General features: G+C 72.4%; 19 protein-coding genes and 1 riboswitch. Of the genes, 12 read left to right on the forward strand and 7 right to left on the reverse strand.

What is annotated here, in order from left to right; genetic code table 11:
- The first annotated feature begins 57 nt into the window (after positions 1 to 57).
- The gene (locus ACGFNV_RS20015; RefSeq protein WP_393624183.1) at positions 58 to 780 is read left to right on the forward strand and encodes a nucleopolyhedrovirus P10 family protein; all 723 of its coding nucleotides are present in this window, start codon (positions 58 to 60) and stop codon (positions 778 to 780) included.
- Here ACGFNV_RS20015 and ACGFNV_RS20020 read toward each other — a convergent pair.
- The 3 genes from ACGFNV_RS20020 to ACGFNV_RS20030 form a co-directional block, all read right to left on the reverse strand.
- A complete protein-coding gene (locus tag ACGFNV_RS20020) occupies positions 764 to 1,597 on the reverse strand; it encodes an enoyl-CoA hydratase/isomerase family protein (RefSeq protein ID WP_393624185.1) in 834 nt (277 codons plus the stop codon). The genes ACGFNV_RS20015 and ACGFNV_RS20020 overlap by 17 nt on opposite strands.
- A 117-nt stretch (positions 1,598 to 1,714) precedes the next feature.
- Positions 1,715 to 1,936: a helix-turn-helix domain-containing protein gene (locus tag ACGFNV_RS20025; protein WP_004002281.1), complete on the reverse strand. Its 222-nt coding sequence runs from the start codon at positions 1,934 to 1,936 to the stop codon at positions 1,715 to 1,717.
- Between the two features lie 323 nt (positions 1,937 to 2,259).
- On the reverse strand, positions 2,260 to 3,858 hold the full coding sequence (locus ACGFNV_RS20030; protein ID WP_393624187.1) for an ABC-F family ATP-binding cassette domain-containing protein: 1,599 nt from the start codon (positions 3,856 to 3,858) through the stop codon (positions 2,260 to 2,262).
- A 245-nt stretch (positions 3,859 to 4,103) separates the two neighbouring features.
- On the opposite strand from ACGFNV_RS20030, the gene ACGFNV_RS20035 reads away from it, so the two are divergent.
- The gene (locus tag ACGFNV_RS20035) at positions 4,104 to 4,517 is read left to right on the forward strand and encodes a VOC family protein (protein ID WP_393624188.1); all 414 of its coding nucleotides are present in this window, start codon (positions 4,104 to 4,106) and stop codon (positions 4,515 to 4,517) included.
- A gap of 24 nt (positions 4,518 to 4,541) precedes the next feature.
- Here the strand turns inward: ACGFNV_RS20035 and ACGFNV_RS20040 are convergent, their stop codons facing one another.
- From ACGFNV_RS20040 to ACGFNV_RS20050, 3 genes are all read right to left on the reverse strand, one after another.
- A complete protein-coding gene (locus tag ACGFNV_RS20040) occupies positions 4,542 to 5,978 on the reverse strand; it encodes a hypothetical protein (RefSeq protein ID WP_393624189.1) in 1,437 nt (478 codons plus the stop codon).
- A gap of 207 nt (positions 5,979 to 6,185) precedes the next feature.
- On the reverse strand, positions 6,186 to 7,313 hold the full coding sequence (locus ACGFNV_RS20045; RefSeq protein WP_393624191.1) for an alpha/beta hydrolase: 1,128 nt from the start codon (positions 7,311 to 7,313) through the stop codon (positions 6,186 to 6,188).
- 225 nt (positions 7,314 to 7,538) lie between these two features.
- Positions 7,539 to 8,240, reverse strand: a complete 702-nt coding sequence (locus ACGFNV_RS20050) for a class II aldolase/adducin family protein (RefSeq protein WP_393624193.1) — start codon at positions 8,238 to 8,240, stop codon at positions 7,539 to 7,541.
- A 180-nt stretch (positions 8,241 to 8,420) separates the two neighbouring features.
- On the opposite strand from ACGFNV_RS20050, the gene ACGFNV_RS20055 reads away from it, so the two are divergent.
- The 10 genes from ACGFNV_RS20055 to cobI all read left to right on the forward strand — a co-directional run bounded on the left by ACGFNV_RS20055 (position 8,421) and on the right by cobI (position 22,180).
- Positions 8,421 to 9,170, forward strand: coding sequence for a lysozyme (locus ACGFNV_RS20055; RefSeq protein WP_393624195.1), 750 nt, complete (start codon positions 8,421 to 8,423; stop codon positions 9,168 to 9,170).
- 143 nt (positions 9,171 to 9,313) lie between these two features.
- Positions 9,314 to 10,549, forward strand: coding sequence for an anion permease (locus ACGFNV_RS20060; RefSeq protein ID WP_393624197.1), 1,236 nt, complete (start codon positions 9,314 to 9,316; stop codon positions 10,547 to 10,549).
- A gap of 34 nt (positions 10,550 to 10,583) precedes the next feature.
- Positions 10,584 to 10,805, forward strand: a complete 222-nt coding sequence (locus tag ACGFNV_RS20065) for a hypothetical protein (RefSeq protein WP_393624199.1) — start codon at positions 10,584 to 10,586, stop codon at positions 10,803 to 10,805.
- 181 nt (positions 10,806 to 10,986) lie between these two features.
- Positions 10,987 to 11,060: riboswitch (cobalamin riboswitch) on the forward strand.
- A gap of 129 nt (positions 11,061 to 11,189) precedes the next feature.
- A complete protein-coding gene (locus ACGFNV_RS20070) occupies positions 11,190 to 12,131 on the forward strand; it encodes a cobalamin biosynthesis protein (protein WP_393624200.1) in 942 nt (313 codons plus the stop codon).
- Positions 12,128 to 13,660: a cobyric acid synthase gene (locus ACGFNV_RS20075; protein ID WP_393624202.1), complete on the forward strand. Its 1,533-nt coding sequence runs from the start codon at positions 12,128 to 12,130 to the stop codon at positions 13,658 to 13,660. The genes ACGFNV_RS20070 and ACGFNV_RS20075 overlap by 4 nt, the downstream gene beginning before the upstream one ends.
- The gene (cobN, locus tag ACGFNV_RS20080) at positions 13,657 to 17,310 is read left to right on the forward strand and encodes a cobaltochelatase subunit CobN (protein WP_393624203.1); all 3,654 of its coding nucleotides are present in this window, start codon (positions 13,657 to 13,659) and stop codon (positions 17,308 to 17,310) included. The genes ACGFNV_RS20075 and cobN overlap by 4 nt, the downstream gene beginning before the upstream one ends.
- A gap of 169 nt (positions 17,311 to 17,479) precedes the next feature.
- Complete coding sequence (locus ACGFNV_RS20085; protein ID WP_393624205.1) at positions 17,480 to 19,468, forward strand: putative cobaltochelatase; 1,989 nt, start codon at positions 17,480 to 17,482, stop codon at positions 19,466 to 19,468.
- Positions 19,468 to 20,076, forward strand: a complete 609-nt coding sequence (gene cobO / locus ACGFNV_RS20090) for a cob(I)yrinic acid a,c-diamide adenosyltransferase (RefSeq protein WP_393624207.1) — start codon at positions 19,468 to 19,470, stop codon at positions 20,074 to 20,076. The genes ACGFNV_RS20085 and cobO overlap by 1 nt, the downstream gene beginning before the upstream one ends.
- Positions 20,070 to 21,452: a cobyrinate a,c-diamide synthase gene (locus ACGFNV_RS20095; protein WP_393624208.1), complete on the forward strand. Its 1,383-nt coding sequence runs from the start codon at positions 20,070 to 20,072 to the stop codon at positions 21,450 to 21,452. Before cobO ends, ACGFNV_RS20095 begins: the two co-directional genes overlap by 7 nt.
- Positions 21,449 to 22,180, forward strand: coding sequence for a precorrin-2 C(20)-methyltransferase (gene cobI, locus ACGFNV_RS20100; protein ID WP_393624209.1), 732 nt, complete (start codon positions 21,449 to 21,451; stop codon positions 22,178 to 22,180). The genes ACGFNV_RS20095 and cobI overlap by 4 nt, the downstream gene beginning before the upstream one ends.
- A gap of 20 nt (positions 22,181 to 22,200) precedes the next feature.
- On the opposite strand, the gene ACGFNV_RS20105 is transcribed toward cobI, so the two are convergent.
- Positions 22,201 to 22,929 (reverse strand): ZIP family metal transporter, encoded by a 729-nt coding sequence (locus ACGFNV_RS20105; protein ID WP_393624211.1) that lies wholly within the window; start codon positions 22,927 to 22,929, stop codon positions 22,201 to 22,203.
- Between the last annotated feature and the right edge of the window lie 55 nt (positions 22,930 to 22,984).

Here is a 22,984-nt window from a genome sequence, read left to right on the forward strand (position 1 = left end):
TGACCACGGTAAGCGGCGTTGCGCTGTTGCGCGCCAGGGATGCGGCAGGCTGGAGGAATGACGGTCGACGGATGGACGCAGGCGGTACGGCAACAGCTGCGCCTCGGCAGGCTCCTGCCCTTGGGCGGCCCGAGCGACGGCGCGTGGATCACGGAGGGCGCCGCGGAGGCGGTGCTACGGCAGGGCGTGCGGGATCTGCGCGGGGTGCGCCTGGGCCCCCTGCGGATCGCATCGGCGGACCCCGAGGGGGCCTACGAGGCCGCCGTTCCCCCGCCGCCGAGCGCCCTGCCGCCCGGCCCCCTGAGAGTGACGGCGGACTTCACCGCAACGGCCCAGTCCGAGCCGCTGCCCACGGTCGCCTCCCACCTGCGCGCGGCCCTGGCGACCTCGGCGGAACGCCTGGGCCTGGCGGTGACGGAGATCGACCTGCGGGTGACGGCCCTGCTGGACGAACTTCCGGAACCCGAACCCGTACACCCGCCCGAGCCACCGGAGGCCGGACCGGACACGTCCCCCGAGGAGTCCCGCGCGGTCACAGCCGCCCTGGCCGTCCCCGGCGTGACCCGCCTGACCGGCACCCTGGGCGGTCTGGGCCGCGCGATCCACTTCGAGGACCGCGCCGATGCCCCGGCCGCCCTGCCCCGCCGACACGCACGCGTGGAAATCGCCGTCCAGGCGGACCACCGAGCCGTGGAGGTGGCCCGCGCGGTACGCACTGCGGTGTCGGAGTCGCTGCCGGATCACCCGACGGTGGCGGTACTGGTCACGACCGTCGGCTGATCACCGGCTGCTCGCCTTCGCCGACGCCGGCCAGCTCCCGCAACCGCCGAGCCTGAGCGGCCCGCTCAGCGGCACGCTGCTCGTCGTACCCACGGCCCCCGGCACCGCGCAGCAACGCCTTGGTCTCGATCACGGCGTCGCGCGGCGCGGCCAGAACCGCCCCCGCGAGGTCCGCTACCGCCCCGTCCAGCTCCTCCAGCGGCACCGCCAGATTCGCCAGCCCTGAGCTGACCGCCTCCTCCGCGCGCACGAACCGCCCGGTCACGCAGATCTCCACCGCACGGCCGTACCCGACCAGCGAAACCAGCGGATGCGTGCCCGTGAGGTCGGGCACGAGCCCGAGACTGGTCTCGCGCATGGCGAACTGCACGTCGTCGGCGACGACCCGCATGTCACAGGCGAGCGCGAGCTGGAAGCCCGCACCGATGGCATGTCCTTGTACGGCGGCGATGGACACGATGTCGTTCCGTCGCCACCAGGTGAATCCCTCCTGGAACTCGGTGATGGCCGCGTCCAGTTCGGCGTCGGCACTGCGGGCGAGCTCGATGAACGACGGCTCGCCCTCGATCCCCTCGGGCGTGAACATCTGCCGGTCGAGCCCTGCGGAGAAGGACTTGCCCTCACCGCGCAGCACGACCACGCGGACGGAGCCCGGCAGCAACCGCCCGGCCTCGGCGAGCGCCCGCCACAGGGCGGGGCTCTGTGCGTTGCGCTTGGCCGGGTTGGTCAGCGTCACCGTGGCGAGCGCGTCGTCGACGGTGAGCCGTACGCCGTCCTTGTCGAGCAGGGGAACGAGTTCCTGGCCGGACGTGGCCATGGGGCGCCTCCGATGAGTGCGGTCAGCAGAGCGAAGCTAAGTGACTGCACAGTAACCACCCGGCCGATCAATCAATCGACCGGGTGGCCACCATCGAAGCCGATGGGCCGCCCGGAGTCAGGACGATGCGGCCTTCTTGCCCCGCGTTGCTCCGCCACGCCCACGAAGCGTGACGCCCGACTCGCTGAGCATCCGGTGTACGAAGCCATACGAGCGGCCGGTTTCCTCGGCCAGCGCTCGGATGCTCGCACCGGAGTCGTACTTCTTCTTCAGGTCTGCCGCGAGCTTGTCGCGCGCGGCGCCGGTTACCCGGCTGCCCTTCTTCAGAGTCTCGGCCACCCGGTCCTCCTCATGGGAAGTGCGCTCTGGTCCCCTCATGATCACCCCTCCGGGCCCTGATGGCCACCCATTCGGCAAGGTCCGTGCGACAGGGTTGTGACGACAGGAGTACGTCCCCACAAACGGAATCGACGATTCCAGACGTGTATATCCGTACGGCCGAACGGGTTCTTTCACGAAATACCAGGTCAGAGACGCGCAACGGCCGATCCCTTGTCGACAAAGGGATCGGCCGCGAAATCCGTGTAGGACACACCTCGATACGAGGAGATCTCACACAGATGATGGATCACGGATGGGCCGAATGATCCATAGGCAGTGGATCAAGCCAGAGCGACGAGGTCGGCGTAGTCGGCACCCCACAGGTCCTCGACGCCGTCCGGCAGCAGGATGATCCGCTCCGGCTGGAGCGCCTCGACCGCGCCCTCGTCGTGGGTGACGAGGACGACCGCGCCCTTGTAGGTGCGCAGCGCCCCGAGGATCTCCTCGCGGCTGGCGGGGTCGAGGTTGTTGGTCGGCTCGTCGAGGAGCAGCACGTTCGCCGAGGAGACCACCAGCGTGGCGAGCGCGAGACGGGTCTTCTCGCCGCCGGAGAGGACACCGGCCGGCTTGTCGACGTCGTCGCCGGAGAACAGGAACGAGCCCAGCACCTTGCGGACCTCGACGAGGTCCATGTCGGGGGCGGCCGAGCGCATGTTCTCCAGGACCGTGCGCTCGGGGTCGAGGGTCTCGTGCTCCTGGGCGTAGTAGCCGATCTTCAGGCCGTGCCCGGGGACGACCGCGCCGGTGTCGGGCTGCTCGGCGCCCGCCAGCAGGCGCAGCAGGGTGGTCTTGCCGGCGCCGTTGAGGCCGAGGATGACGACCCTGGAACCCTTGTCGATCGCCAGGTCGACGTCGGTGAAGATCTCCAGCGAGCCGTACGACTTCGACAGGCCCTCGGCCGTCAGCGGGGTCTTGCCGCAGGGCGCGGGCTCCGGGAAGCGGAGCTTGGCGACCTTGTCGGAGACGCGGACCGCATCGAGGCCTGCGAGCAGCCGGTCGGCCCGCTTCGCCATGTTCTGCGCGGCGACGGTCTTGGTGGCCTTGGCGCGCATCTTGTCGGCCTGGGAGTGCAGCGCGGCGGCCTTCTTCTCGGCGTTCTGCCGTTCCCGCTTGCGGCGCTTCTCGTCGGCCTCGCGCTGCTGCTGGTAGAGCTTCCAGCCCATGTTGTAGACGTCGATCTGGGCGCGGTTGGCGTCCAGGTAGAACACCTTGTTGACGACCGTCTCGACCAGGTCGACGTCGTGGGAGATCACGATGAAGCCGCCGCGGTAGGTCTTGAGGTAGTCGCGCAGCCAGACGATCGAGTCGGCGTCGAGGTGGTTCGTGGGCTCGTCGAGGAGCAGGGTGTCCGCGTCGGAGAACAGGATGCGGGCCAGCTCGATGCGGCGGCGCTGACCGCCGGAGAGCGTGTGCAGGGGCTGCGCGAGCACCCGGTCGGGCAGGTTGAGCGCGGCGGCGATGGTGGCGGCCTCGGCCTCGGCGGAGTACCCGCCCTTGGTGAGGAACTCCGTCTCCTGGCGTTCGTACTGCCTGAGGGCCTTCTCGCGGGTGGCGCCCTGGCCGTTGGCGATGCGCTGTTCGTTCTCGCGCATCTTGCGGATCAGGACGTCGAGGCCGCGCGCGGAGAGGATGCGGTCGCGGGCGAGGACGTCGAGGTCGCCGGTGCGGGGGTCCTGCGGGAGGTAGCCGACCTCGCCGGAGCGGGTGACCTGGCCCGCCGCGGGGATGCCCTCGCCCGCGAGGACCTTGGTGAGGGTGGTCTTGCCGGCGCCGTTGCGGCCGACCAGGCCGATGCGGTCGCCCTTGGCGACTCGGAACGTGGCGGACTCGATGAGTACACGGGCACCGGCGCGCAGCTCGATGCCGGAGGCGGAGATCACGGACAGACTCCAGTGCGGGGTCGTTGGCGGGATGGGCGGCTGAGGACGTTCCCGCCGTCTAATGCGCGAGGAGAATGGCCATGGGGGCCATTCTAACGGGGCCGTGCAACCACTTTTTCTGTGTTCAGGTGTTCGAGCCGCTGGGCCGCGGCTTCCGGGGGCCGTTGTCAGTGGGCGCTGCGAGACTGGGCGGCGAGGGGATTCACGGCGGGGACCACAGCAGGGATCACGAGGGAGTGATCGGCATGGCAGGCAGGAGCGGCGGACGCCCGAGCTTGTACCCGACGCTGGTGTACGCGGACGCCAAGGCGGCGATCAGGCAGCTCACCGAGGCCTTCGGGTTCACGGAACTGTCCGTGTACGAGGGCGAGAACGGCCTGGTGCTGCACGCCGAACTCACCCAGGGCAACGGCGCGGTGATGCTCGGCTCGAAGGGCACCGGCGGTGTTTTCGGCACGGCGATGAAGGGCGCGGGCCCCAGCGGGGTGTACGTCGTCGTGGACGACGTCGACGCACACCACCGGCGGGCCGTGGAGCACGGCGCGGAGATCCTGATGCCCCCGACGGACCAGGACTACGGCTCGCGGGACTACATGGCCCGCGACCTCGAGGGCAACATCTGGAGCTTCGGCACCTACGCCCCCGAGACAGCGGGCTGAGAGGGCCGCCGGGGGCCCGGCCGGTCAGCTGCCCCCGGTGTGCACCTGGAAGGCCGCGCGGCGCACGGCCTTGGCCAGGGCGGGGTCGGGGTGGGCGGCGGCCAGCGCGACGAGGACCTGCACGGTGCGGGGGTGTCCGACGGCGCGCACCTCGTCGAGGAGCGCGGGCACGGTCGGCTGCAGCGCGGACTCCAGATGCCGGACGAGCATCGGGGCCTCGCCGTGGTCGGCGACGGCGGCGGCGGTGTCGACCCACAGCCAGGTGGCCTCCTCGCGGGTGAGCACCTCGTGGGCGTCCTCGGGGTCCACGCCGTCGTGCTCGGCCAGCCACAGCAGGGCGTAGGGCCGCAGCGCGGGATCCTCGACGACGGCCCGTACGTCGGGCTCGGCGGGGGCGCCGACGACGCGCAGCGCCTCGAAGGCGAGGCCGCGCAGCAGGGCGTCCTCGCCGCGGGCGGCGACCAGCAGCTCGGTGACGGCGTTGCCGACGGGGCGGGCGGCGAGCCAGGCGCGGTACTCGGCGCGGGCCGCGTTGGGGCGCAGTTGGGCGCAGCCGCGCAGCATGTCCTCGGCGGCCTGCTCGATGTTCCCGGCGGGGCTCTGCGCGGCCACGCAGATCTGCTCCAGTTTCACCCAGACCGCCCAGCTGCCGAGCGGCGTGAGGGTGGCCTGTCCGTCGCCGTAGGTGAGCGCGCCGACGGAACCGAGGGCCCGCAGGGCCCAGTCGAGGAGGGGGGCGAGCTCGGTGTCCTCGGCGGGGTGCGCGGGATGGGGCTGGGCCGCGGGCTCGGCCGCGGCGAGCGACACCGGCTGGCGCTGCGGGCCGTAGGGGATCTCGCAGCGTTCGGTGCGCAGTTCGGTGACGCGCTGCTGGAGGAGGTCCAGGAGTTGCGGCACCGGGACGGGACCGGCGGAGAGCTGGAGGAAGGAGAGCACCTGCGGCATCGCCGAGACGACCTCGGCGACGGCGGCGGGCTCCTCGTCCTCGGGCTCGGGACAGGCGAGCGACCAGGCGTCGAAGAGGGCGACCCAGCCGCGCAGTACGGCGCTGTCGTCGCGGTCCCAGGCGCGCAGCCGCCAGCCGGGGCGGGCGCTGTCGCCGTGCACCTCGACGAGGCCGGCCAGGCGGGCCGTGTCCCAGTCGGCGCGGACCTGATCGGCGGTCAGGCCGAGTTCGCGGGCCGCCTGTTCGGCGGTCGCGTCGGCGAGGGTGGCCTTGCCGTCGACGGTGGCGCCGTCGCGGCCGGGGCCGAGCGAGCCGTCGGCCCAGCGGGCGACGCGGGCCGCGGCGGCCAGTCCGGAGCGAGCCATTCTGGCCAGCTCCGCGGGGGCCGGTGTGCCCTCCGGAGGGCGGGGTGCGGGGCGGTGCGGGCGCCGCTGGTTCACGGCTCTGGGGGCGGCGGCCAGGGGTCGCGGGCGGACGAGTCGAAGCCTGGAGTCGCGCGGGATACGGGACGTCACGGGTGCAGTCTTCCGGTTGACGGTCCGAAAACCCAAACGGAATGTCACGGGGGGCGACGGGGATGGCCAACGCACGGGGTCCCGCGGGGGGCTCGGGGCCGAGATCAGGCCAGTCGTCCGGCCTTAAACGGAATGAGGACGACCGGTGTGGAACCGGGGCCCGGGGGACGGCGCCGCGATCAGAGGCAGGGAGTCACATCAAGGGAGTCACATCAACGGGGTGAGAAAGCGGCGCAGGGCCTCCTCGTAGCCCTGGGGGTCGGCGTTCCACATGGCGCTGTGGGGGGCCTGGGGGACCGTGTGGAGGGCCACCAGGCCGGGGCGGCGGGCGGCGAGGCGGCGGGAGGTGGTCCAGGGGGCGATCGTGTCGTCGGGGCCGTGGACGATCAGGGTCGGCACCCGGAGCCGGTCGGGGTCGGCGGCCTCGGCGACGCGACGGCCGTCGAGACCGGTGCGGCCCTGCGCGGCCCGAACGGCCAGCGGGAGCAGCGCGCCCGGTGTCCGGCGGGCGGCGGCGAGCGCCCGTACCGTGGTCTCCCAGTCGAGGACCGGGGAGTCCAGCACCAGCCCCGAGACCCGTTCGCGCAGTCCGGAGTGCGCGGCGGCGCGCAGCGCCATGGTGGCGCCGGTGGACCAGCCGTACAGGACGACGCGCTCGGCGCCGTATCGCACCGCGTACCGGATCGCCGCGTCCACGTCGCGCCACTCGGTCTCGCCGAAGTGGTGCAGGCCGTCCGGCGAGCGGGGCGCGCCGAGGTCGCCGCGGTAGGCAAGGGCGAGCACCGACAGGCGGTGGCGGTGCAGGAACTCCATGACGTTCATCGTCTGTTCCCGGGTGGTGCCCAGGCCGTGCACCGCGATCACCCACGTGTCGCGGGCGCCGGGCACGAACCAGGCCGGCAGTGCGCCGAGCTCGCCGGGGACGTCGATGTCGGCGTGGTCCAGGCCGAGTGCGGTGCTCGGGTTGCCGACGTGGACGTTGGGGGTGAACCACACCGCGTCGCCGGGGTGGAGGGTGCCGTGGGTGACGCGTTCCAGGCGGCGTACGACGGTGTCGGCGGTGTGCGGGGTGCTGTCCAGGACGGCGCCGACGACCGCGTGGGAGCCGTCGCCGGCGAGGCCGTAGGTGCCGGGGCGCTGGGAGGCCAGGGCGCGGGTGAGGGTGATGCGGCCCGCGGCCGTGCCGTGCACGGTGAGCCGGGGCTCCGTGGGCAGCGGCCTGCCCGGGGTCGGACGGAGCGCCGCGTCGCTCGCAAACCGGCCGACGGCGACGCTGGCCGCACCGGCTGCCAGGACTGCGGTGACGGCGGCGGCCGTCGCTTTGACAGTACGCACGGCTCCAGTGTCCCGGCGCGCCCCGTCACCGGCCAGCGGTACGGCGGTACGGAGTGACGCGAGGGCTGGCGCGAGAGGTGGCGCGGGGCGCGACAGCGGACGCGCTGCGGGGACTGCCCCGGAGAGGCGACGGCGCACGGCGACGAGAAGGCTCACCCCATTGCGGTACCCCGGCAGGCGCCGACCAGGCTCGCTCGGTCGCCCGTCACCCGTCACCCCTTCCCGTCACCCCCGCTGCCCGTACCCCCTGAGCCGCTCCCCCGCCGCCGCCAGCTGTTCCTCCGACAGCAGGCTCGGGCTCAGGCCGGGTACCGACGACGCCGTGAGCCACACGCGGCACATCCACTCGAGCTGGGCCGTGCGGTCGTAGGCCTGGTCGAGGGTGGCGCCGTAGGTGATCGTCCCGTGGTTCTGGAGGAGGCAGCCGGAGCGGTCGGCCAGGGCGACGCGTACGTTCTCGGCCAACTCGTCGGTGCCGTAGGTCGCGTAGGGGGCGACGCGGACGGGGCCGCCGAGGGCGCCGACCATGTAGTGGACGGACGGGAGTTCGGTCACGAGCGTGGAGACCGCGGTGGCGTGCACGGCGTGGGTGTGGACGACGGCGCGGGCGTCGGTCGTGCGGTACACCGCGAGGTGCATGGGCAGTTCGCTGGTCGGCACCAGCGTGCCGAGCACCTGCCGCCCGTCGAGGTCGACGCCGGTCATGTCGTCCGGAGTCAGCCGGTCGTACGGCACGCCCGAGGGTGTCACCAGGACGGTGTCGCCGACGCGGACCGACACGTTGCCGGAGGTTCCGACGACCAGGCCGTCGGCGACGGTCCGCCGGGCGGTGGCGACGAGCGCCTCCCAGGCCGTCGCCTCCTCCACGCGCCCTCGCGCATCGCGTACATCCCGTTCACCCCGTTGGTCCCTCGACTGCTCGGCCATGCGGCGATCTTGCCAGGGGCAGGCCCCGGCGCGCCTCGGAGCGGGCACTTCAGGCCGGAAGCCACACCTCCGGCAGAGCACATGTCGATATAAACCGCTTTCCCTATGACTTGGCCGGAAGTTGGCTGCTTTTCACTGACCCTCACATACTCTTCGGGGGATTTGTCTGGGGGGGAAACCATGACTCGTGACCGCACAGCGTCCCGCCGTCGCGTCCGCGTGTTCGCGGCGCACGTGACGGCCCTCGCCATCGGGTGCACCGCACTCGTCGAGATACCGGCATCGGCGGTGACCCTGCCGAAGGGGCACGACGTCTCCGCCCACCAGAGGAACGTGGACTGGCAGCGGGCGAAGGCCCAGGGCGCCCGGTTCGTCTACATCAAGGCGACCGAGTCCACGGGCTACCGCAACCCGCGCTTCGACCAGCAGTACAACGGCTCGCGCGAGGCGGGCCTGATGCGTGGCGCGTACCACTTCGCACTGCCGGACAAGTCGTCGGGCAGGGCGCAGGCGGCGCACTTCGTACACAACGGCGGCGGCTGGACCGCGGACGGCTGGACGCTGCCGCCCGCGCTCGACGTCGAGTACAACCCCTACGACAAGAGGCACAAGTGCTACGGCCTGAGCAAGGCGGGCATGGTCGGCTGGATCGCGTCGTTCAGCGCCGAGGTGAAGCGGCTCACCGGCCGGCGTCCGGTGATCTACACGACCACCCACTGGTGGAACACCTGCACCGGCGGCAGCAGCGCCTTCGCCGCCGACCACGCCCTGTGGATCGCCCGCTACGGCTCGGCCGACGCCGGGGCGCTGCCCGCCGGCTGGTCGTTCTGGACGTTCTGGCAGTACGACAACGGCGGCAGTCTCCCGGGCGACCAGAACGTCTTCAACGGCTCGGGGAGCGACCTGCGGGAGTTCGCCCGCGGCTCATGAGCGGAGGGCGCGCGGGCCGTCGTTCCGGAACGGAGCGGCGACCTTCCGTTTGCGACACTTCGACGCCCGCCCCAGTTCATCTTCCGTTCACTCAGGTTACTTACGGTCGTCCAGCCAATGACTTCGAACGATTGCCTGGGTAAATGGAAAGCTTCTCGCTGATCCTCGCGATTGTGGTGGTAACCGCACTCGCGTTCGATTTTACGAACGGTTTCCACGACACCGCCAACGCGATGGCCACAACCATCTCCACCGGTGCGCTCAAGCCCAAGGTCGCGGTGGCCATGTCCGCCGTGCTCAACCTTGTCGGCGCCTTTCTCTCAGTGGAGGTCGCGAACACGATCTCCAAGGGTCTCGTCGACGAGACCGGCATCCGTCCCGAGGTCATCTTCGCCGCCCTGGTCGGCGCGATCCTCTGGAACCTGCTGACCTGGCTGGTGGGCCTGCCCTCCAGCTCCTCGCACGCCCTGATGGGCGGTCTGATCGGCGCCACCATCGCCTCGGCGGGTGTGGGCGCGGTCCACGGTGACGCGCTCGTCACCAAGGTCCTGATCCCGGCGGTCGCGGCCCCGATCGTCGCGGGCGTCGCCGCGATGCTCGCCACCCGGCTGTCCTACACCCTCGGCAAGAAGGCCGACGGCAAGGCCGCCGAGAAGGGCTACCGCGCGGGCCAGATCGCCTCCGCCGGCCTGGTCTCCCTCGCGCACGGCACGAACGACGCCCAGAAGACGATGGGCATCATCACCCTCGCCCTGGTCGCCGGCGGCGCCGTCGCCCCCGACTCCGACCCGCCCCTGTGGGTCATCCTCTCCGCGGGCCTCGCCATCGCGCTCGGCACCTACCTCGGTGGCTGGCGCATCATCCGCACGATGGGCAAGGGCCTGACCGACCTTCAGCCGCAGCAGGGCTTCGCCGCCCAGACCAGCGCGGCGACGGTCATCCTGGCCTCCTCCCACCTCGGCTTCTCCCTCTCCACCACCCACTCGGTCTCCGGCTCGGTGATGGGCGCGGGCCTCGGCCGCAAGGGCGGAGTGGTCCGCTGGTCGACCGCCACCCGCATGTTCGTCGCCTGGGGCCTCACGCTCCCGGCCGCGGCCCTGGTCGGCGCGCTCGCTGAGTACGTGACCGGCTTCGGCGACTGGGGCACGGCCGTCGTCGCCGTCTTCCTCATCGCCTCCAGCGCCGCGATCTGGAAGATCTCGCGCCGCGAGGTCGTCGACCACAGCAACGTCAACGACTCCGAGGAGCCGCCCGGCGTGGTGACCACCGCGATCGCCGTGGTGAGCCCGCCGCCCGCGGGCACGGTCGCCGAGGACCTGTCGGCGACGATCCCGGCCCCCGCGGCCGAGTCCGCCCCGCCGGCCACCACCACCGTCTGAGCCGCACCGCGCCAGGCACGAAGGAAGAGACAGCATGAAGATCGACTGGGCGGCTCTCGGCTCCGTCTTCGGGGTCAGCCTCGTGGTCACCGTGGCCCTCGTGGCCCTGTTCACCCTCGGCATCACCGGCCTCTCCCGGCGCGAACGGGCCGCGGCCCAGGGCGGCTCCGCCGCTCTCGCGGTCACCGGCGCGTACGTGTGCTTCGCGGCGTGCGCGGCGGCGGTGGCGTACGGGATCTCCCTGATCGTCGCCTGACCGGCGGCACTTGGGCACCACGTGGGGTGCGGGACGGTTCGCCGTCCCGCACCCCACGCGTGTGTGACGCCCTCGACGGCTCGCGTGTGGGGTTCTGCACACTCTCCCGTCGCAGGTCAACAGCAAGTTGACGGCCGTTCCGGGGCCGTGGTGGACTGCCGGAGCCATGTACGGCGGCAGGAGAGGAAGCCGGTGAGAATCCGGCGCGGTCCCGCCACTGTCACCGGGGTAGGAACCCCCGGGAGCCAGGAACTCTCACCGCCGGTCTCGTCGAACCAGGGCGCGGACACCCTGAGTGAGGACATATCGCCATGCTCGGCTGCCGATCGAGGTCCAGCACCAGGTCATTGCCCGACCCCCACGACCCCACGGCCGGCTGAGCCGATGGGTGCCGATCGCGTCTTCGCGTACGGCGCCGCCGCCGGCCTCCTCGGCGACCTGCTCCTCGGCGATCCCCGTCGCGGACACCCGGTCGCCGCGTTCGGGCGGGCCGCGGGTGCCGTCGAGCGGGTGCTGTGGCGCGACCACCGCGGGTGGGGGGCGCTGCACACCGCGGTGTGCGTGGGCGGGGTGGCTGCTCTGGGGGCCATGGCCGAGAAGGCTGTACGGCGCTCCCCGGCCGGCTCCGTCGTCCTCACCGCCTGCGCCACCTGGGCCGTGGTCGGTGGGACCACCCTCGGCCGGGAGGCACGGGCCGTCGGGCGCGCCCTCGAAGCGGGGGACATCGAGGGGGCGAGGGCGCGGCTGCCGCATCTGTGCGGGCGGGATCCGCAGGCGCTCGACGCCGACGGGATCGCGCGGGCCGTCGTGGAGTCCGTCGCCGAGAACACCTCCGACGCCGTCGTGGGCGCCCTGGTGTGGGGTGCCGTGGGCGGGGTCCCGGGGCTGCTCGCGTTCCGGGCCGTCAACACGCTGGACGCGATGGTGGGTCACAAGTCCGCCCGGTACCGGCGGTTCGGGTGGGCCTCCGCCCGGCTCGACGACCTCGCCGGGTGGCCGGGGGCGCGGCTGACCGCCGTACTCGCCGCCGCGGCCGGGGACGACCCGCGGGGCGCCGTACGGGCCTGGCGGGAGGACGCGGACAAGCACCCGAGCCCCAACGCCGGGCCCGTCGAGGCCTCCTTCGCGGGGGCGCTCGGGGTGCGGCTGGGCGGAACACTGTCGTACGGGGGCAGGGTCGAACACCGGCCCGTGCTCAACGGAGAAGGACGCGCGGTCGCCACGGGCGACATCGAGCGGGCCGCACGGCTCTCCCGGCGCGTAGGTCTGCTCGCGCTCGGCGTGTGCGTCGCCGGACGGCTGATCGCAAAGGGGCACAGGTCATGAGCGGGGGTCTCCTCGTCGCCGGCACCACCTCCGACGCCGGTAAGAGTGTCGTCACCGCCGGGATCTGCCGGTGGCTGGTGCGCCAGGGCGTCAAGGTCGCGCCGTTCAAGGCGCAGAACATGTCGTTGAACTCGTTCGTGACACGGGAGGGTGCCGAGATCGGGCGGGCGCAGGCCATGCAGGCGCAGGCCTGTCGGGTCGAGCCGACCGCGCTCATGAACCCGGTGCTGCTCAAGCCCGGCGGGGAGCAGAGCAGTCAGGTCGTGCTGCTCGGGAAGCCCGTGGGCGAGCTGAGCGCGCGGGGCTACCACGGTGGGCGGCAGCAGAAGCTGCTCGGGACGGTGCTGGACTGTCTCGCCGAGTTGCGGGGCACGTATGACGCGGTGATCTGTGAGGGGGCCGGGAGTCCCGCCGAGATCAATCTGCGGCGGACGGACATCGTCAACATGGGGATCGCCCGCAACGCCGGGCTCCCCGTGCTCGTCGTCGGCGACATCGACCGCGGCGGTGTCTTCGCCTCCTTCTTCGGCACCGTCGCCCTGCTGTCGCCCGAGGACCAGGAGTGCGTCGCCGGGTTCCTGGTCAACAAGTTCCGCGGTGACGTCTCCCTGCTCGAACCCGGGCTCGACATGCTGCACGGGCTCACCGGGCGGCACACGTACGGGGTTCTCCCGTTCCGGCACGGGCTCGGCATCGACGAGGAGGACGGGCTGAGGGTCTCTTTGCGGGGGACGGTGCGGGAGTCGAACACCGCGCCGCCCGTCGGCGAGGACGTGCTGCGCGTCGCCGTCTGCGCGATCCCCCTGATGTCCAACTTCACCGACGTGGACGCCCTCGCCGCCGAGCCGGGTGTCGTCGTGCGGTTCGTGGACCGGCCGGAGGAGCTGGCCGACGCCGACCTCGTCGTGATTCCGGGGACCCGTGGGACCGTACGGGCGCTGGAGTGGCTGCGGGAGCGGGGGCTCGCGGAGGCCATCCGGCGCAGGGCCGCGGAACAGCGGCCCGTCCTCGGCGTCTGCGGCGGCTTCCAGATCCTCGGCGAGCACATCGAGGACGAGGTCGAGAGCCGGCGCGGGCACGTCGACGGGCTCGGAGTCCTGCCCGTGCGGGTGCGGTTCGCCCGCGAGAAGACCCTCACCCGGCCGGTGGGGGAAGCCCTCGGCGAGCGGGTCGAGGGGTACGAGATCCATCACGGGGTCGCCGAGATCGGCGCAGGAGAGGCGTTCATCCGTGATGACAGAGGACACAGCCTGGACGGCTGCCGGGTCGGTCAGACCTGGGGCACGCACTGGCACGGTTCGCTGGAGTCGGACGGGTTCCGGCGGGCCTTCCTGCGCGAGGTGGCGGCCGCCGCGGGCCGCCGTTTCGTGCCGGCCCCCGACACCTCGTTCGCCGCGCTGCGCGAGGAGCAGCTCGACCGGCTCGGCGACCTGATCGAACAGCACGCGGACACGGACGCGCTGTGGCGACTCATCGAGTCCGGCGCGCCGCAAGGACTGCCTTTCATTCCACCGGGAGCGCCCGCATGAGCACAGTGTTGTTGTTGTCGACCGCCGACACGGACCTCCTGGCGGCCCGGGCCGCCTCGGGGGCCTCGTACCGGATCGGCAATCCGACGCGGGTGGATGCCGCGGAGGAACTCCCGGGCCTCATCGAGGGTTCGGACATCGCCGTCGTGCGGCTGTTGGGCGGCAAGCGGGCCTGGGAGGACGGGCTCGCGGCCCTGAAGGCGTCCGGCATCCCGACCGTCCTCCTCGGCGGGGAGGCGGTTCCCGACGCGGAGTTGATGTCCGAGTCGTCGGTGCCCGCCGGTGTCGTGGCGGAGGCGCTCAGGTATCTCGTCGAGGGCGGGCCCGCCAACCTGACCGAGCTGGCGCGCTTCCTGTCCGACACCGTGCTGCTGACGGGCGAGGGGTTCGTCGAGCCGCAGAAGATGCCCGAGTACGGCGTCCACGGGGACCGCGTGTTCCAGGACGGCCGGCCGACCGTGGGCGTGCTGTTCTACCGGGCGCACGAACTCAGCGGCAACACCGCCTTCGTGGACACCCTCTGCGACGCGATCGAGGCACGGGGCGCCAACGCCCTTCCGGTGTACTGCGGTTCGCTGCGCGGCGCCGACGCCGGGCTGTACGAGATCCTCGGCCGGGCCGACGCCCTCGTCGCCACCGTCCTCGCGGCCGGCGGCACCCACGCCTCGCAGGCCTCGGCCGGCGGCGACGAGGAGTCCTGGGACATCGGGGCGCTCGCCGAACTGAACATCCCGGTGCTGCAAGGGCTCTGCCTCACCTCCTCGCACGCCACCTGGGACGAGTCCGACGCCGCCCTCTCCCCCATGGACGCGGCGATGCAGGTCGCGATCCCGGAGTTCGACGGGCGCCTGATCACCGTGCCGTTCTCCTTCAAGGAGCAGGGCCCCGACGACGTCCCCGTCTACGCCGCCGACCCCGAGCGGGCCGGGCGGGTCGCCGGGATCGCCGTACGGCACGCGCAGTTGAGGCACAAGGCGAACGCGGAGAAGAAGCTCGCGCTCGTGTTCACCGCCTACCCGACCAAGCACTCGCGCGTCGGCAACGCGGTCGGGCTCGACACCCCGGCATCGGCCGTGCGGGTGCTGGACGCGCTGCGGGACGCCGGGTACGTCGTCGAAGGGCACCCCGACAACGGTGACGAGCTGATCCACCGGCTCATCAACGCCGGTGGTCACGACGTGGAGTGGCTCACCGAGGAACAGCTCGCCGCCGCCCCCGCGCGGGTGCCGCTCGCCGACTACCGCGCCTGGTTCGACAAGCTCGACCCGGAGCTCAGGGACGGGATGCTGGAGGCCTGGGGCGAGCCGCCGGGCAACCTGTACGTCGACGGCGACGACATCGTGCTCGCCTCCCTCCAGTTCGGGAACGTCGTCGTGATGATCCAGCCGCCCCGCGGCTTCGGCGAGAACCCGATCGCGATCTACCACGACCCCGACATGCCGCCGTCGCACCACTACATGGCGGCCTACCGCTGGCTGGAGAACAGTTTCGGCGCCGACGCGATCGTCCACATGGGCAAGCACGGCACCATGGAGTGGCTGCCGGGCAAGGGGCTCGGACTGAGTGGCGGATGCGCGCCGGACGCGGTCCTCGGCGACCTCCCGCTGATCTACCCCTTCATCGTCAACGACCCCGGTGAGGGCACCCAGGCCAAGCGGCGCGGGCACGCCACGGTCGTCGACCACCTGGTGCCGCCGATGGCACGCGCCGACACCTACGGCGACCTGGCCAAGCTGGAGCAGCTGCTCGACGAGTACGCGCTCGTCTCCGACCTGGACCCGACCAAGGCACCGGCGGTACGGGCCCAGATCTGGACGCTGGTGAAGGCGGCCGAGCTCCACCACGACCTGCATGTGGACGAGCAGCCCGGCGACGACGACTTCGACGAGTTCGTCATGCACATCGACGGCTATCTGTGCGAGATCAAGGACGTGCAGATCCGCGACGGGCTGCACATCCTCGGCGGTGGTCCGGTCGGTGAGCCGCGCGTCAACCTGGTGCTGGCCGTGCTGCGGGCCTCGCAGGTGTGGGGCGGGCAGGCGAACGCGCTGCCGGGTCTGCGGGCGTCGCTGGCCGAGCACTTCGGGCTGGTCGAGAAGGAGCTGCTGGCCGAGCCGGGCGCGCCGGCGAAGGTGCCGGTGGAGCTGACGGACCTGGTGGAGGGCCCCTCCCGTACGGCGGCCGATGCGATCGACCTCCTTGAGCAGCTGTGCCGGCGGATCGCGGAGGGGATGGAGTCCCGGGCCTGGGACGTGGCGGCCGCTCCGGCCCTCGTCCGTGAGGTGCTCGGCACCGAACTCCGTGACGCGGTCGCGGTGGTGGAGTTCGCCTGCACCGAGGTCGTACCCCGGCTGGAGAGGACCACCGACGAGATCGGTCACATCCTGCGCGCCCTCGACGGCGGTTACGTCCCGGCGGGTCCGTCCGGTTCGCCGACGCGCGGACTGGTCAACGTGCTGCCGACCGGCCGGAACTTCTACTCGGTCGACCCCAAGGCCATCCCGTCGAGGCTGAGCTGGGAGGTCGGCCAGTCGCTCGCGGACTCGCTGGTGCAGCGCTACCTCCAGGACACGGGCGAGTACCCGAAGTCCGTCGGTCTGACGGTCTGGGGTACGTCCGCCATGCGCACCCAGGGCGACGACATCGCGGAGATCCTGGCGCTGCTGGGCTGCCGTCCGGTGTGGGACGACGCGTCGAGGCGGGTGACCGGCTTCGAGATCGTTCCGCCGGCCGAGCTGGGCCGGCCGCGCATCGACGTGACGGTCCGTATCTCCGGGTTCTTCCGGGACGCGTTCCCGCACGTCGTCGGACTGATCGACGACGCGGTGCGGGCGGTCGCCGAGCTGGACGAGCCCGCCGACCTCAACTTCGTGAAGGCCCACGCCGACGAGGACACCGCCGAGCACGGCGACCGGCGCCGGGCCACGGCCCGCGTGTTCGGCTCCAAGCCGGGCGCGTACGGCGCCGGTCTGCTGCCGCTGATCGACGCCCGCAACTGGCGCTCCGACGCGGACCTCGCCGAGGTGTACGCGGTGTGGGGCGGTTACGCCTACGGGCGCGGGCTCGACGGGCGGGCCGCGCGGGGCGACATGGAGACGGCGTTCAAGCGGATCGCCGTGGCCGCGAAGAACGTCGACACCCGTGAGCACGACCTCGTCGACGCCGACGACTACTTCCAGTACCACGGCGGCATGGTGGCCATGGTGCGCCATCTGACGGGCGCCAGCCCCGAGGCCTACGTGGGCGATTCGGCCACCCCGGACCAGGTCAAGACGCGGACACTGGGCGAGGAGACCCACCGCGTCTTCCGCGCCCGCGTGGTCAACCCGCGCTGGATGGCGGCGATGCGGCGGCACGGCTACAAGGGTGCCTTCGAGATGGCGGCGACCGTCGACTACCTCTTCGGCTACGACGCCACGGCGGGCGTGGTCGACGACTGGATGTACGAGAAGCTGGCCGGCGAATACGTCTTCGCCCCGGAGAACCGGGAGTTCATGCAGCGTTCGAACCCGTGGGCCCTTAGGGGCATCACCGAGCGCCTGCTGGAAGCGGCAGACCGCGGGCTGTGGGCGGAGCCGGACCAGGAGACCCTGGACCGACTCCGGGCGACCTACCTCGAACTTGAGGGAGACCTGGAGGGGAACGAATGATCCCCTCCGTCACCCCCGCGACGGCGGGGAGCACTGGATGTACGAGCGACTCAGCGCAGAGTACGTCGGACCACCCCCGCCTCGGCGGGGACCAGGCTTCGACCGTGACAGCTGAACGGTCGCAGCGCCTGCACCTGCGACAGGAAGAACCCGAAGGAGTGATCGCCGCGTGAGTACCCCCTTCCCGTTCACAGCCGTCGTAGGGCAGGACGACCTGCGGCTCGCGCTGCTGCTGAACGCCGTCTCTCCCGCCGTGGGCGGTGTGCTGGTCCGAGGGGAGAAGGGCACCGCGAAGAGCACGGCCGTGCGGGCGTTGTCCGCGCTGCTGCCCGAGGTTCCGGTCGTCCCCGGGTGCCGTTTCTCCTGTGACCCGGCCAAGCCGGACCCCGCGTGCCCGGACGGGCCGCACGAGGCCGGCGGCGGGATCGAGCGGCCGGCCCGGATGGTCGAGCTGCCCGTCGGTGCCTCCGAGGACCGGCTGGTCGGCGCGCTGGACATCGAGCGGGCGCTGGCGGAGGGCGTGAAGGCGTTCGAGCCGGGGCTCCTCGCCGACGCGCACCGCGGGATCCTGTACGTCGACGAGGTCAACCTGCTCCACGACCACCTCGTCGACCTGCTGCTGGACGCGGCCGCGATGGGCGCCTCGTACGTCGAACGTGAGGGTGTCTCCGTACGGCACGCCGCCCGTTTCCTGCTCGTCGGCACCATGAACCCCGAAGAGGGCGAACTGCGGCCGCAGTTGCTGGACCGGTTCGGGCTGACCGTGGAGGTGGCCGCCTCGCGGGAGCCCGACCAGCGGGTGGAGGTCGTGCGGCGGAGGCTCGCCTACGACGACGACCCCACCGGGTTCGCGGCGAAGTGGGCCGACGAGGAGGCCGCCGTACGGGCGCGGATCGTGGCCGCGCGGGAGCTGTTGCCGTCGGTGCGGCTGGGCGACGGGGCGCTGCGGCAGATCGCGGCGACCTGCGCGGCCTTCGAGGTGGACGGCATGCGTGCCGACATCGTGATGGCGCGTACGGCGACCGCGCTGGCCGCCTGGGCCGGGCGGACCGAGGTGCTCGCGGAGGACGTACGGCAGGCGGCGCTGCTCGCGCTGCCGCACCGCAGGCGGCGGAATCCCTTCGATGCTCCGGGGCTCGACGAGGACAAGCTGGACGAGACGCTGGAGGAGTTCGGGGAGCCGGAGGACGACGATCCCGGGCCCGACGGGCCCGGTGGGGGCGGCGGGCAGCCGCCGCAGGACGGCTCCGACAGCCCGCAGGGCGGTGACACGGGCGCGCGGCCCGAGGCCGGTGAGGGGGGCGAACCGCAGCCGTCGGGGGCTGCCGAGCAGTCCGCCGTACGCGCCTCCGAGCCCTTCCGTACGAAGGCGCTGAGCGTGCCCGGCATCGGTGAGGGTGCCGCCGGGCGGCGTTCGCGGGCGCGGACCGAGCACGGGCGGACGACCGGTGCGCGGCGGCCCCGGGGGACGCTCACCAAACTGCATCTGGCGGCGACCGTGCAGGCGGCCGCGCCGCACCAGCGGGCGCGGGGCCGGTCGGGGCCGGGGCTCGTCGTGCGCCGGGACGATCTGCGGCAGGCGACCCGGGAGGGGCGTGAGGGCAACCTCGTGCTGTTCGTGGTGGACGCCTCCGGCTCGATGGCGGCGCGGCAGCGGATGAGCGCCGTCAAGGGCGCCGTGCTGTCGCTGCTGCTCGACGCCTACCAGCGGCGGGACAAGGTGGGGCTGGTGACCTTCCGGGGGTCGGCCGCCGATGTGGCGTTGCCGCCGACGTCCTCCGTGGACGCGGCGGCGGCCCGGCTGGAGACGCTGCCGACCGGCGGGCGGACACCGCTCGCGGCCGGGCTGCTCAAGGCGCACGACGTGCTGCGCGTGGAGCGGCTGCGGGATCCCGCGCGGCGGCCGCTGGTCGTCGTCGTGACGGACGGGCGGGCCACGGGCGGGCCCGAGCCGGTCGCGCTGGCTTCACGGGCGGCTCGGCTGTTCGCCGCCGAGGGGGTCGCCTCCGTGGTCGTGGACTGCGAGTCCGGGCCCGTGCGGCTGGGGCTGGCCGGGCAGCTGGCCGGTGAGCTGGGCGGTACGGCGGTGACGCTGGACGAGTTGCGGGCGGACTCGATCGCCGGGTTGGTCAAGGACGTACAGAGGAGGGCCGCGTAATGCCGCAGGGGCAGCCGAGTGTGGTGCCGGACGACGGACTGACGACGCGGCAGCGGCGTAATCGGCCGCTGGTCGTCGTGCACACGGGCATCGGCAAGGGCAAGTCCACCGCCGCCTTCGGGCTCGCGCTGCGCGCCTGGAACCAGGGGTGGCCCATCGGGGTGTTCCAGTTCGTCAAGTCGGCGAAGTGGAAGGTCGGCGAGGAGAACGCGCTGCGGGTGCTGGGGGCGTCCGGGGAGGGCGGCTCCGTCGACTGGCACAAGATGGGCGAGGGCTGGTCCTGGGTGCAGCGGGATCTTCAGGGGGACAACCTCAGCAACGAGGAGAAGGCCCGCGAGGGCTGGGAGCAGGTCAAGCGGGACCTGGCCGCCGAGACGTACAAGCTCTACGTCCTCGACGAGTTCGCCTACCCCATGCACTGGGGGTGGGTCGACACCGATGAGGTGATCGACGTCCTGCGGAACCGGCCCGGCACCCAGCACGTGGTGATCACCGGGCGGAACGCGCCCGAGAAGCTCGTCGACTTCGCCGACCTCGTGACCGACATGTCCAAGGTCAAGCACCCCATGGACGTCGGGCAGAAGGGACAGAGGGGCATCGAGTGGTGACCTCTTCCGTCCCACGGCTGGTCATCGCCGCGCCCTCCTCGGGCAGCGGCAAGACCACCGTTGCCACGGGGCTGATGGCCGCGTTCGCCGCGCGGGGGCTCGCCGTGTCCCCGCACAAGGTCGGGCCGGACTACATCGACCCCGGGTATCACGCGCTCGCCACCGGGCGCGTGGGGCGGAACCTCGACGCGTATCTGTGCGGGCCGGAGTTGATCGCTCCGCTGTTCCTGCACGGGGCGCGGGGGTGCGACCTCGCGATCGTCGAGGGTGTCATGGGGATGTACGACGGGGCCGCCGGGGAGGGTGAACTGGCGTCCACCGCTCATGTCGCGAAGCTGCTGCGGGCGCCGGTGGTGCTGGTCGTCGACGCGTCGTCGCAGTCGCGGTCCGTCGCGGCGCTGGTGCACGGGTTCGCCTCGTGGGATCCGGAGGTGCGGGTCGGGGGCGTGATCCTGAACAAGGTCGCCTCGGACCGGCACGAGTCGTTGTTGCGGGAGGCGTTGGAGTCTTCCGGGGTGCCGGTGCTGGGTGCGTTGCGGCGGGCCGGGCAGGTGTCCACGCCCTCTCGGCATCTCGGGCTGGTTCCTGTTGCCGAACGGCAGGGTGCGGCGGTCGACTCCGTCGAGGCCATGGCTGCGCAGGTGGCCGAAGGGTGTGACCTGGGGGCGTTGGAAGCGCTGGCCCGTGCTGCCGGTGCCCTCCCAGGGGGCTCTGCCCCCTGGACCCCCGACTTGCCCACCCACGACCACCCGTCTCGGTCGGCCGAGAAGCACAGGCCCGTGGTGGCCCTCGCCGGCGGGGAGGCGTTCACCTTCTCCTATGCCGAGCACACAGAACTCCTGACCGCTGCCGGTGCCGAGGTGGTCACCTTTGATCCACTTCGGGACGAACAACTCCCGGAGCACACCGCCGGCCTGGTCATTGGCGGCGGTTTCCCCGAGGTGTACGCCGCTGAGCTGTCCGCCAACGAGCCGTTGCGGAAGGCCGTCGCCGCGCTCGCGGAGTCCGGGGCGCCGGTCGCGGCCGAATGTGCCGGGCTGTTGTATCTGTGCCGGGAGCTGGACGGGCGGCCGATGTGCGGGGTGCTGGACGCGACCGCGCGGATGTCGGAGCGGCTGACCCTGGGCTACCGGGACGCCGTCGCCGTGAGCGACAGTGTGCTGGCCGTCGCCGGGACGCGCCTGCGGGGGCACGAGTTTCACCGGACCGTCGTCGAGCCGGGGGCGGGGGCGGCGCCCGCGTGGGGTGTGCGTGCCCCCGAGCGGCGGGTCGAAGGCTTCGTACAACAAGGTGTGCACGCGAGTTATCTGCACACGCACTGGGCGTCCGAGCCCGGTGTGGCCCGTCGGTTCGTGGAGAGGTGCCGGACGTCATGAGCAGCAGGCTGATCGGAGTGGGGGTCGGGCCGGGCGATCCGGAGCTGGTGACCGTGAAGGGGGTCAACGCGCTGCGGGCCGCCGAGGTGGTCGTGGTACCCGTGATGGACACGGGCGAACGGGGGCGGGCCGAGGCGACGGTCCTGCACTACGTGCCCGAGGAGAAGGTCGTCCGGGTCGTGTTCGCGTTGAACGAGCGGACGGACCGGGGGCGTCGGGAGGCCGCCTGGGACGCGGCGGGCGAGCGGGTCGCGGGGCTGCTGCGGGAGCACCGGGCGGTCGCCTTCGCCACGATCGGCGACCCGAACGTGTACTCGACGTTCACGTATCTCGCGCAGACCATCGCGGAGCTGGTGCCCGGCGTGGTCGTCGAGACCGTGCCCGGGATCACCGCCATGCAGGATCTGGCGGCGCGGTCGGGTGCCGTCCTCACCGAGGGCACCGAGCCGTTGACGCTGGTGCCGGTGACCGCGGGGTCCGCGGTGCTGAAGGACGCGCTGGCGGGGCCCGGGACGGTCGTCGCGTACAAGTTCGGGCGGCAGGCGGGCGAGGTCGCGGAGGCGTTGCGGGAGACCGGGCGGCTCGGGGACGCCGTGTGGGGGTCGGCCCTCGGGCTCACCGACGAGTCGATCCGGCCTGCCGCCGACCTCGACGGGGCTCCCCTGCCGTATCTGTCGACGCTGATCGCGCCCGCGCGGCGCGACGGCGGGCGGGGCGGCAAGCTGTGAGTACCGCCCCGGCGGGCCGGTCACCCGGCCAGGCCCACCACCAGCCAGATGAAGGCGACGCCCGCGACCGTGCACAGCAGGGTCGAACGGGCGGGGTGTTCGTGGTGGGCCTCGGGAAGGATCTCGGCGGCGGCGAGGTAGAGGAGCGCGCCGCCGAAGAGGCCGAGGTAGCCGCCGAGCAGCGGCTCGGGGATGGTGAAGAACAGGGTGGAGGCCGCGCCCAGGATGGGGGCGGCGGCGTCCGCGGCGAGCATGCCGAGGGCCTTGCGGCGGGCGTTCCCGTACAGGCTGGTGATGGTGTACGTGTTGAAGCCGTCCGCGAAGTCGTGGGCGATCACCGCGAGCGCCACGGCGGCGCCCATGCCGCCGCCGACCTGGAACGCGGCTCCGATCGCCACCCCGTCCATCGCGCTGTGCCCGACCATCGCCGCGGCGGCCGTCAGGCCCACCTCGGGGGTGCGGTGGGTGTGCTCGGCGGCGCCGTGCGCGGCCGAGCGTGCGGCCAGCAGGCGTTCCACCAGGTGGGCCAGGAGGAAGCCGCCGACGAACAGCAGCAGCGCGGCCGGAACGCCGAACACCTCGTGCCCGGCCGCCTCCAGGGCCTCCGGCAGCAGGTCCAGGCCGACCACGCCCAGCATCAGGCCGCCGGCCAGGCCCAGCACGAGGTGACGGCGGTCCGTCACTCGCTGTGCCGTCCAGCCACCGGCCAACGTCATCAGGAACGCGCCGAGCGCGACGAGGACCGCCATGTGCTCTTGCTATCCGATCAACCCGCGCTGACGCACCCACGGTCGTAGCGGCCGT

This window comes from Streptomyces sp. NPDC048751 (assembly GCF_043198595.1).
Lineage (GTDB): Bacteria > Actinomycetota > Actinomycetes > Streptomycetales > Streptomycetaceae > Streptomyces.

Excerpts from the sequence above, each read along its gene's own strand:
- ACGFNV_RS20065 (WP_393624199.1), top strand. The coding sequence starts at position 10,584 with ATGAAGATCGACTGGGCGGCTCTCGGCTCCGTCTTCGGGGTCAGCCTC.
- cobO (WP_393624207.1), top strand. The coding sequence starts at position 19,468 with ATGCCGCAGGGGCAGCCGAGTGTGGTGCCGGACGACGGACTGACGACG.
- ACGFNV_RS20055 (WP_393624195.1), top strand. The coding sequence starts at position 8,421 with ATGACTCGTGACCGCACAGCGTCCCGCCGTCGCGTCCGCGTGTTCGCG.
- ACGFNV_RS20050 (WP_393624193.1), bottom strand. The coding sequence starts at position 8,240 with ATGGCCGAGCAGTCGAGGGACCAACGGGGTGAACGGGATGTACGCGAT.
- ACGFNV_RS20060 (WP_393624197.1), top strand. The coding sequence starts at position 9,314 with ATGGAAAGCTTCTCGCTGATCCTCGCGATTGTGGTGGTAACCGCACTC.
- ACGFNV_RS20075 (WP_393624202.1), top strand. The coding sequence starts at position 12,128 with ATGAGCGGGGGTCTCCTCGTCGCCGGCACCACCTCCGACGCCGGTAAG.
- ACGFNV_RS20105 (WP_393624211.1), bottom strand. The coding sequence starts at position 22,929 with ATGGCGGTCCTCGTCGCGCTCGGCGCGTTCCTGATGACGTTGGCCGGT.
- cobI (WP_393624209.1), top strand. The coding sequence starts at position 21,449 with ATGAGCAGCAGGCTGATCGGAGTGGGGGTCGGGCCGGGCGATCCGGAG.
- ACGFNV_RS20035 (WP_393624188.1), top strand. The coding sequence starts at position 4,104 with ATGGCAGGCAGGAGCGGCGGACGCCCGAGCTTGTACCCGACGCTGGTG.
- ACGFNV_RS20015 (WP_393624183.1), top strand. The coding sequence starts at position 58 with ATGACGGTCGACGGATGGACGCAGGCGGTACGGCAACAGCTGCGCCTC.
- ACGFNV_RS20070 (WP_393624200.1), top strand. The coding sequence starts at position 11,190 with ATGGGTGCCGATCGCGTCTTCGCGTACGGCGCCGCCGCCGGCCTCCTC.
- cobN (WP_393624203.1), top strand. The coding sequence starts at position 13,657 with ATGAGCACAGTGTTGTTGTTGTCGACCGCCGACACGGACCTCCTGGCG.
- ACGFNV_RS20020 (WP_393624185.1), bottom strand. The coding sequence starts at position 1,597 with ATGGCCACGTCCGGCCAGGAACTCGTTCCCCTGCTCGACAAGGACGGC.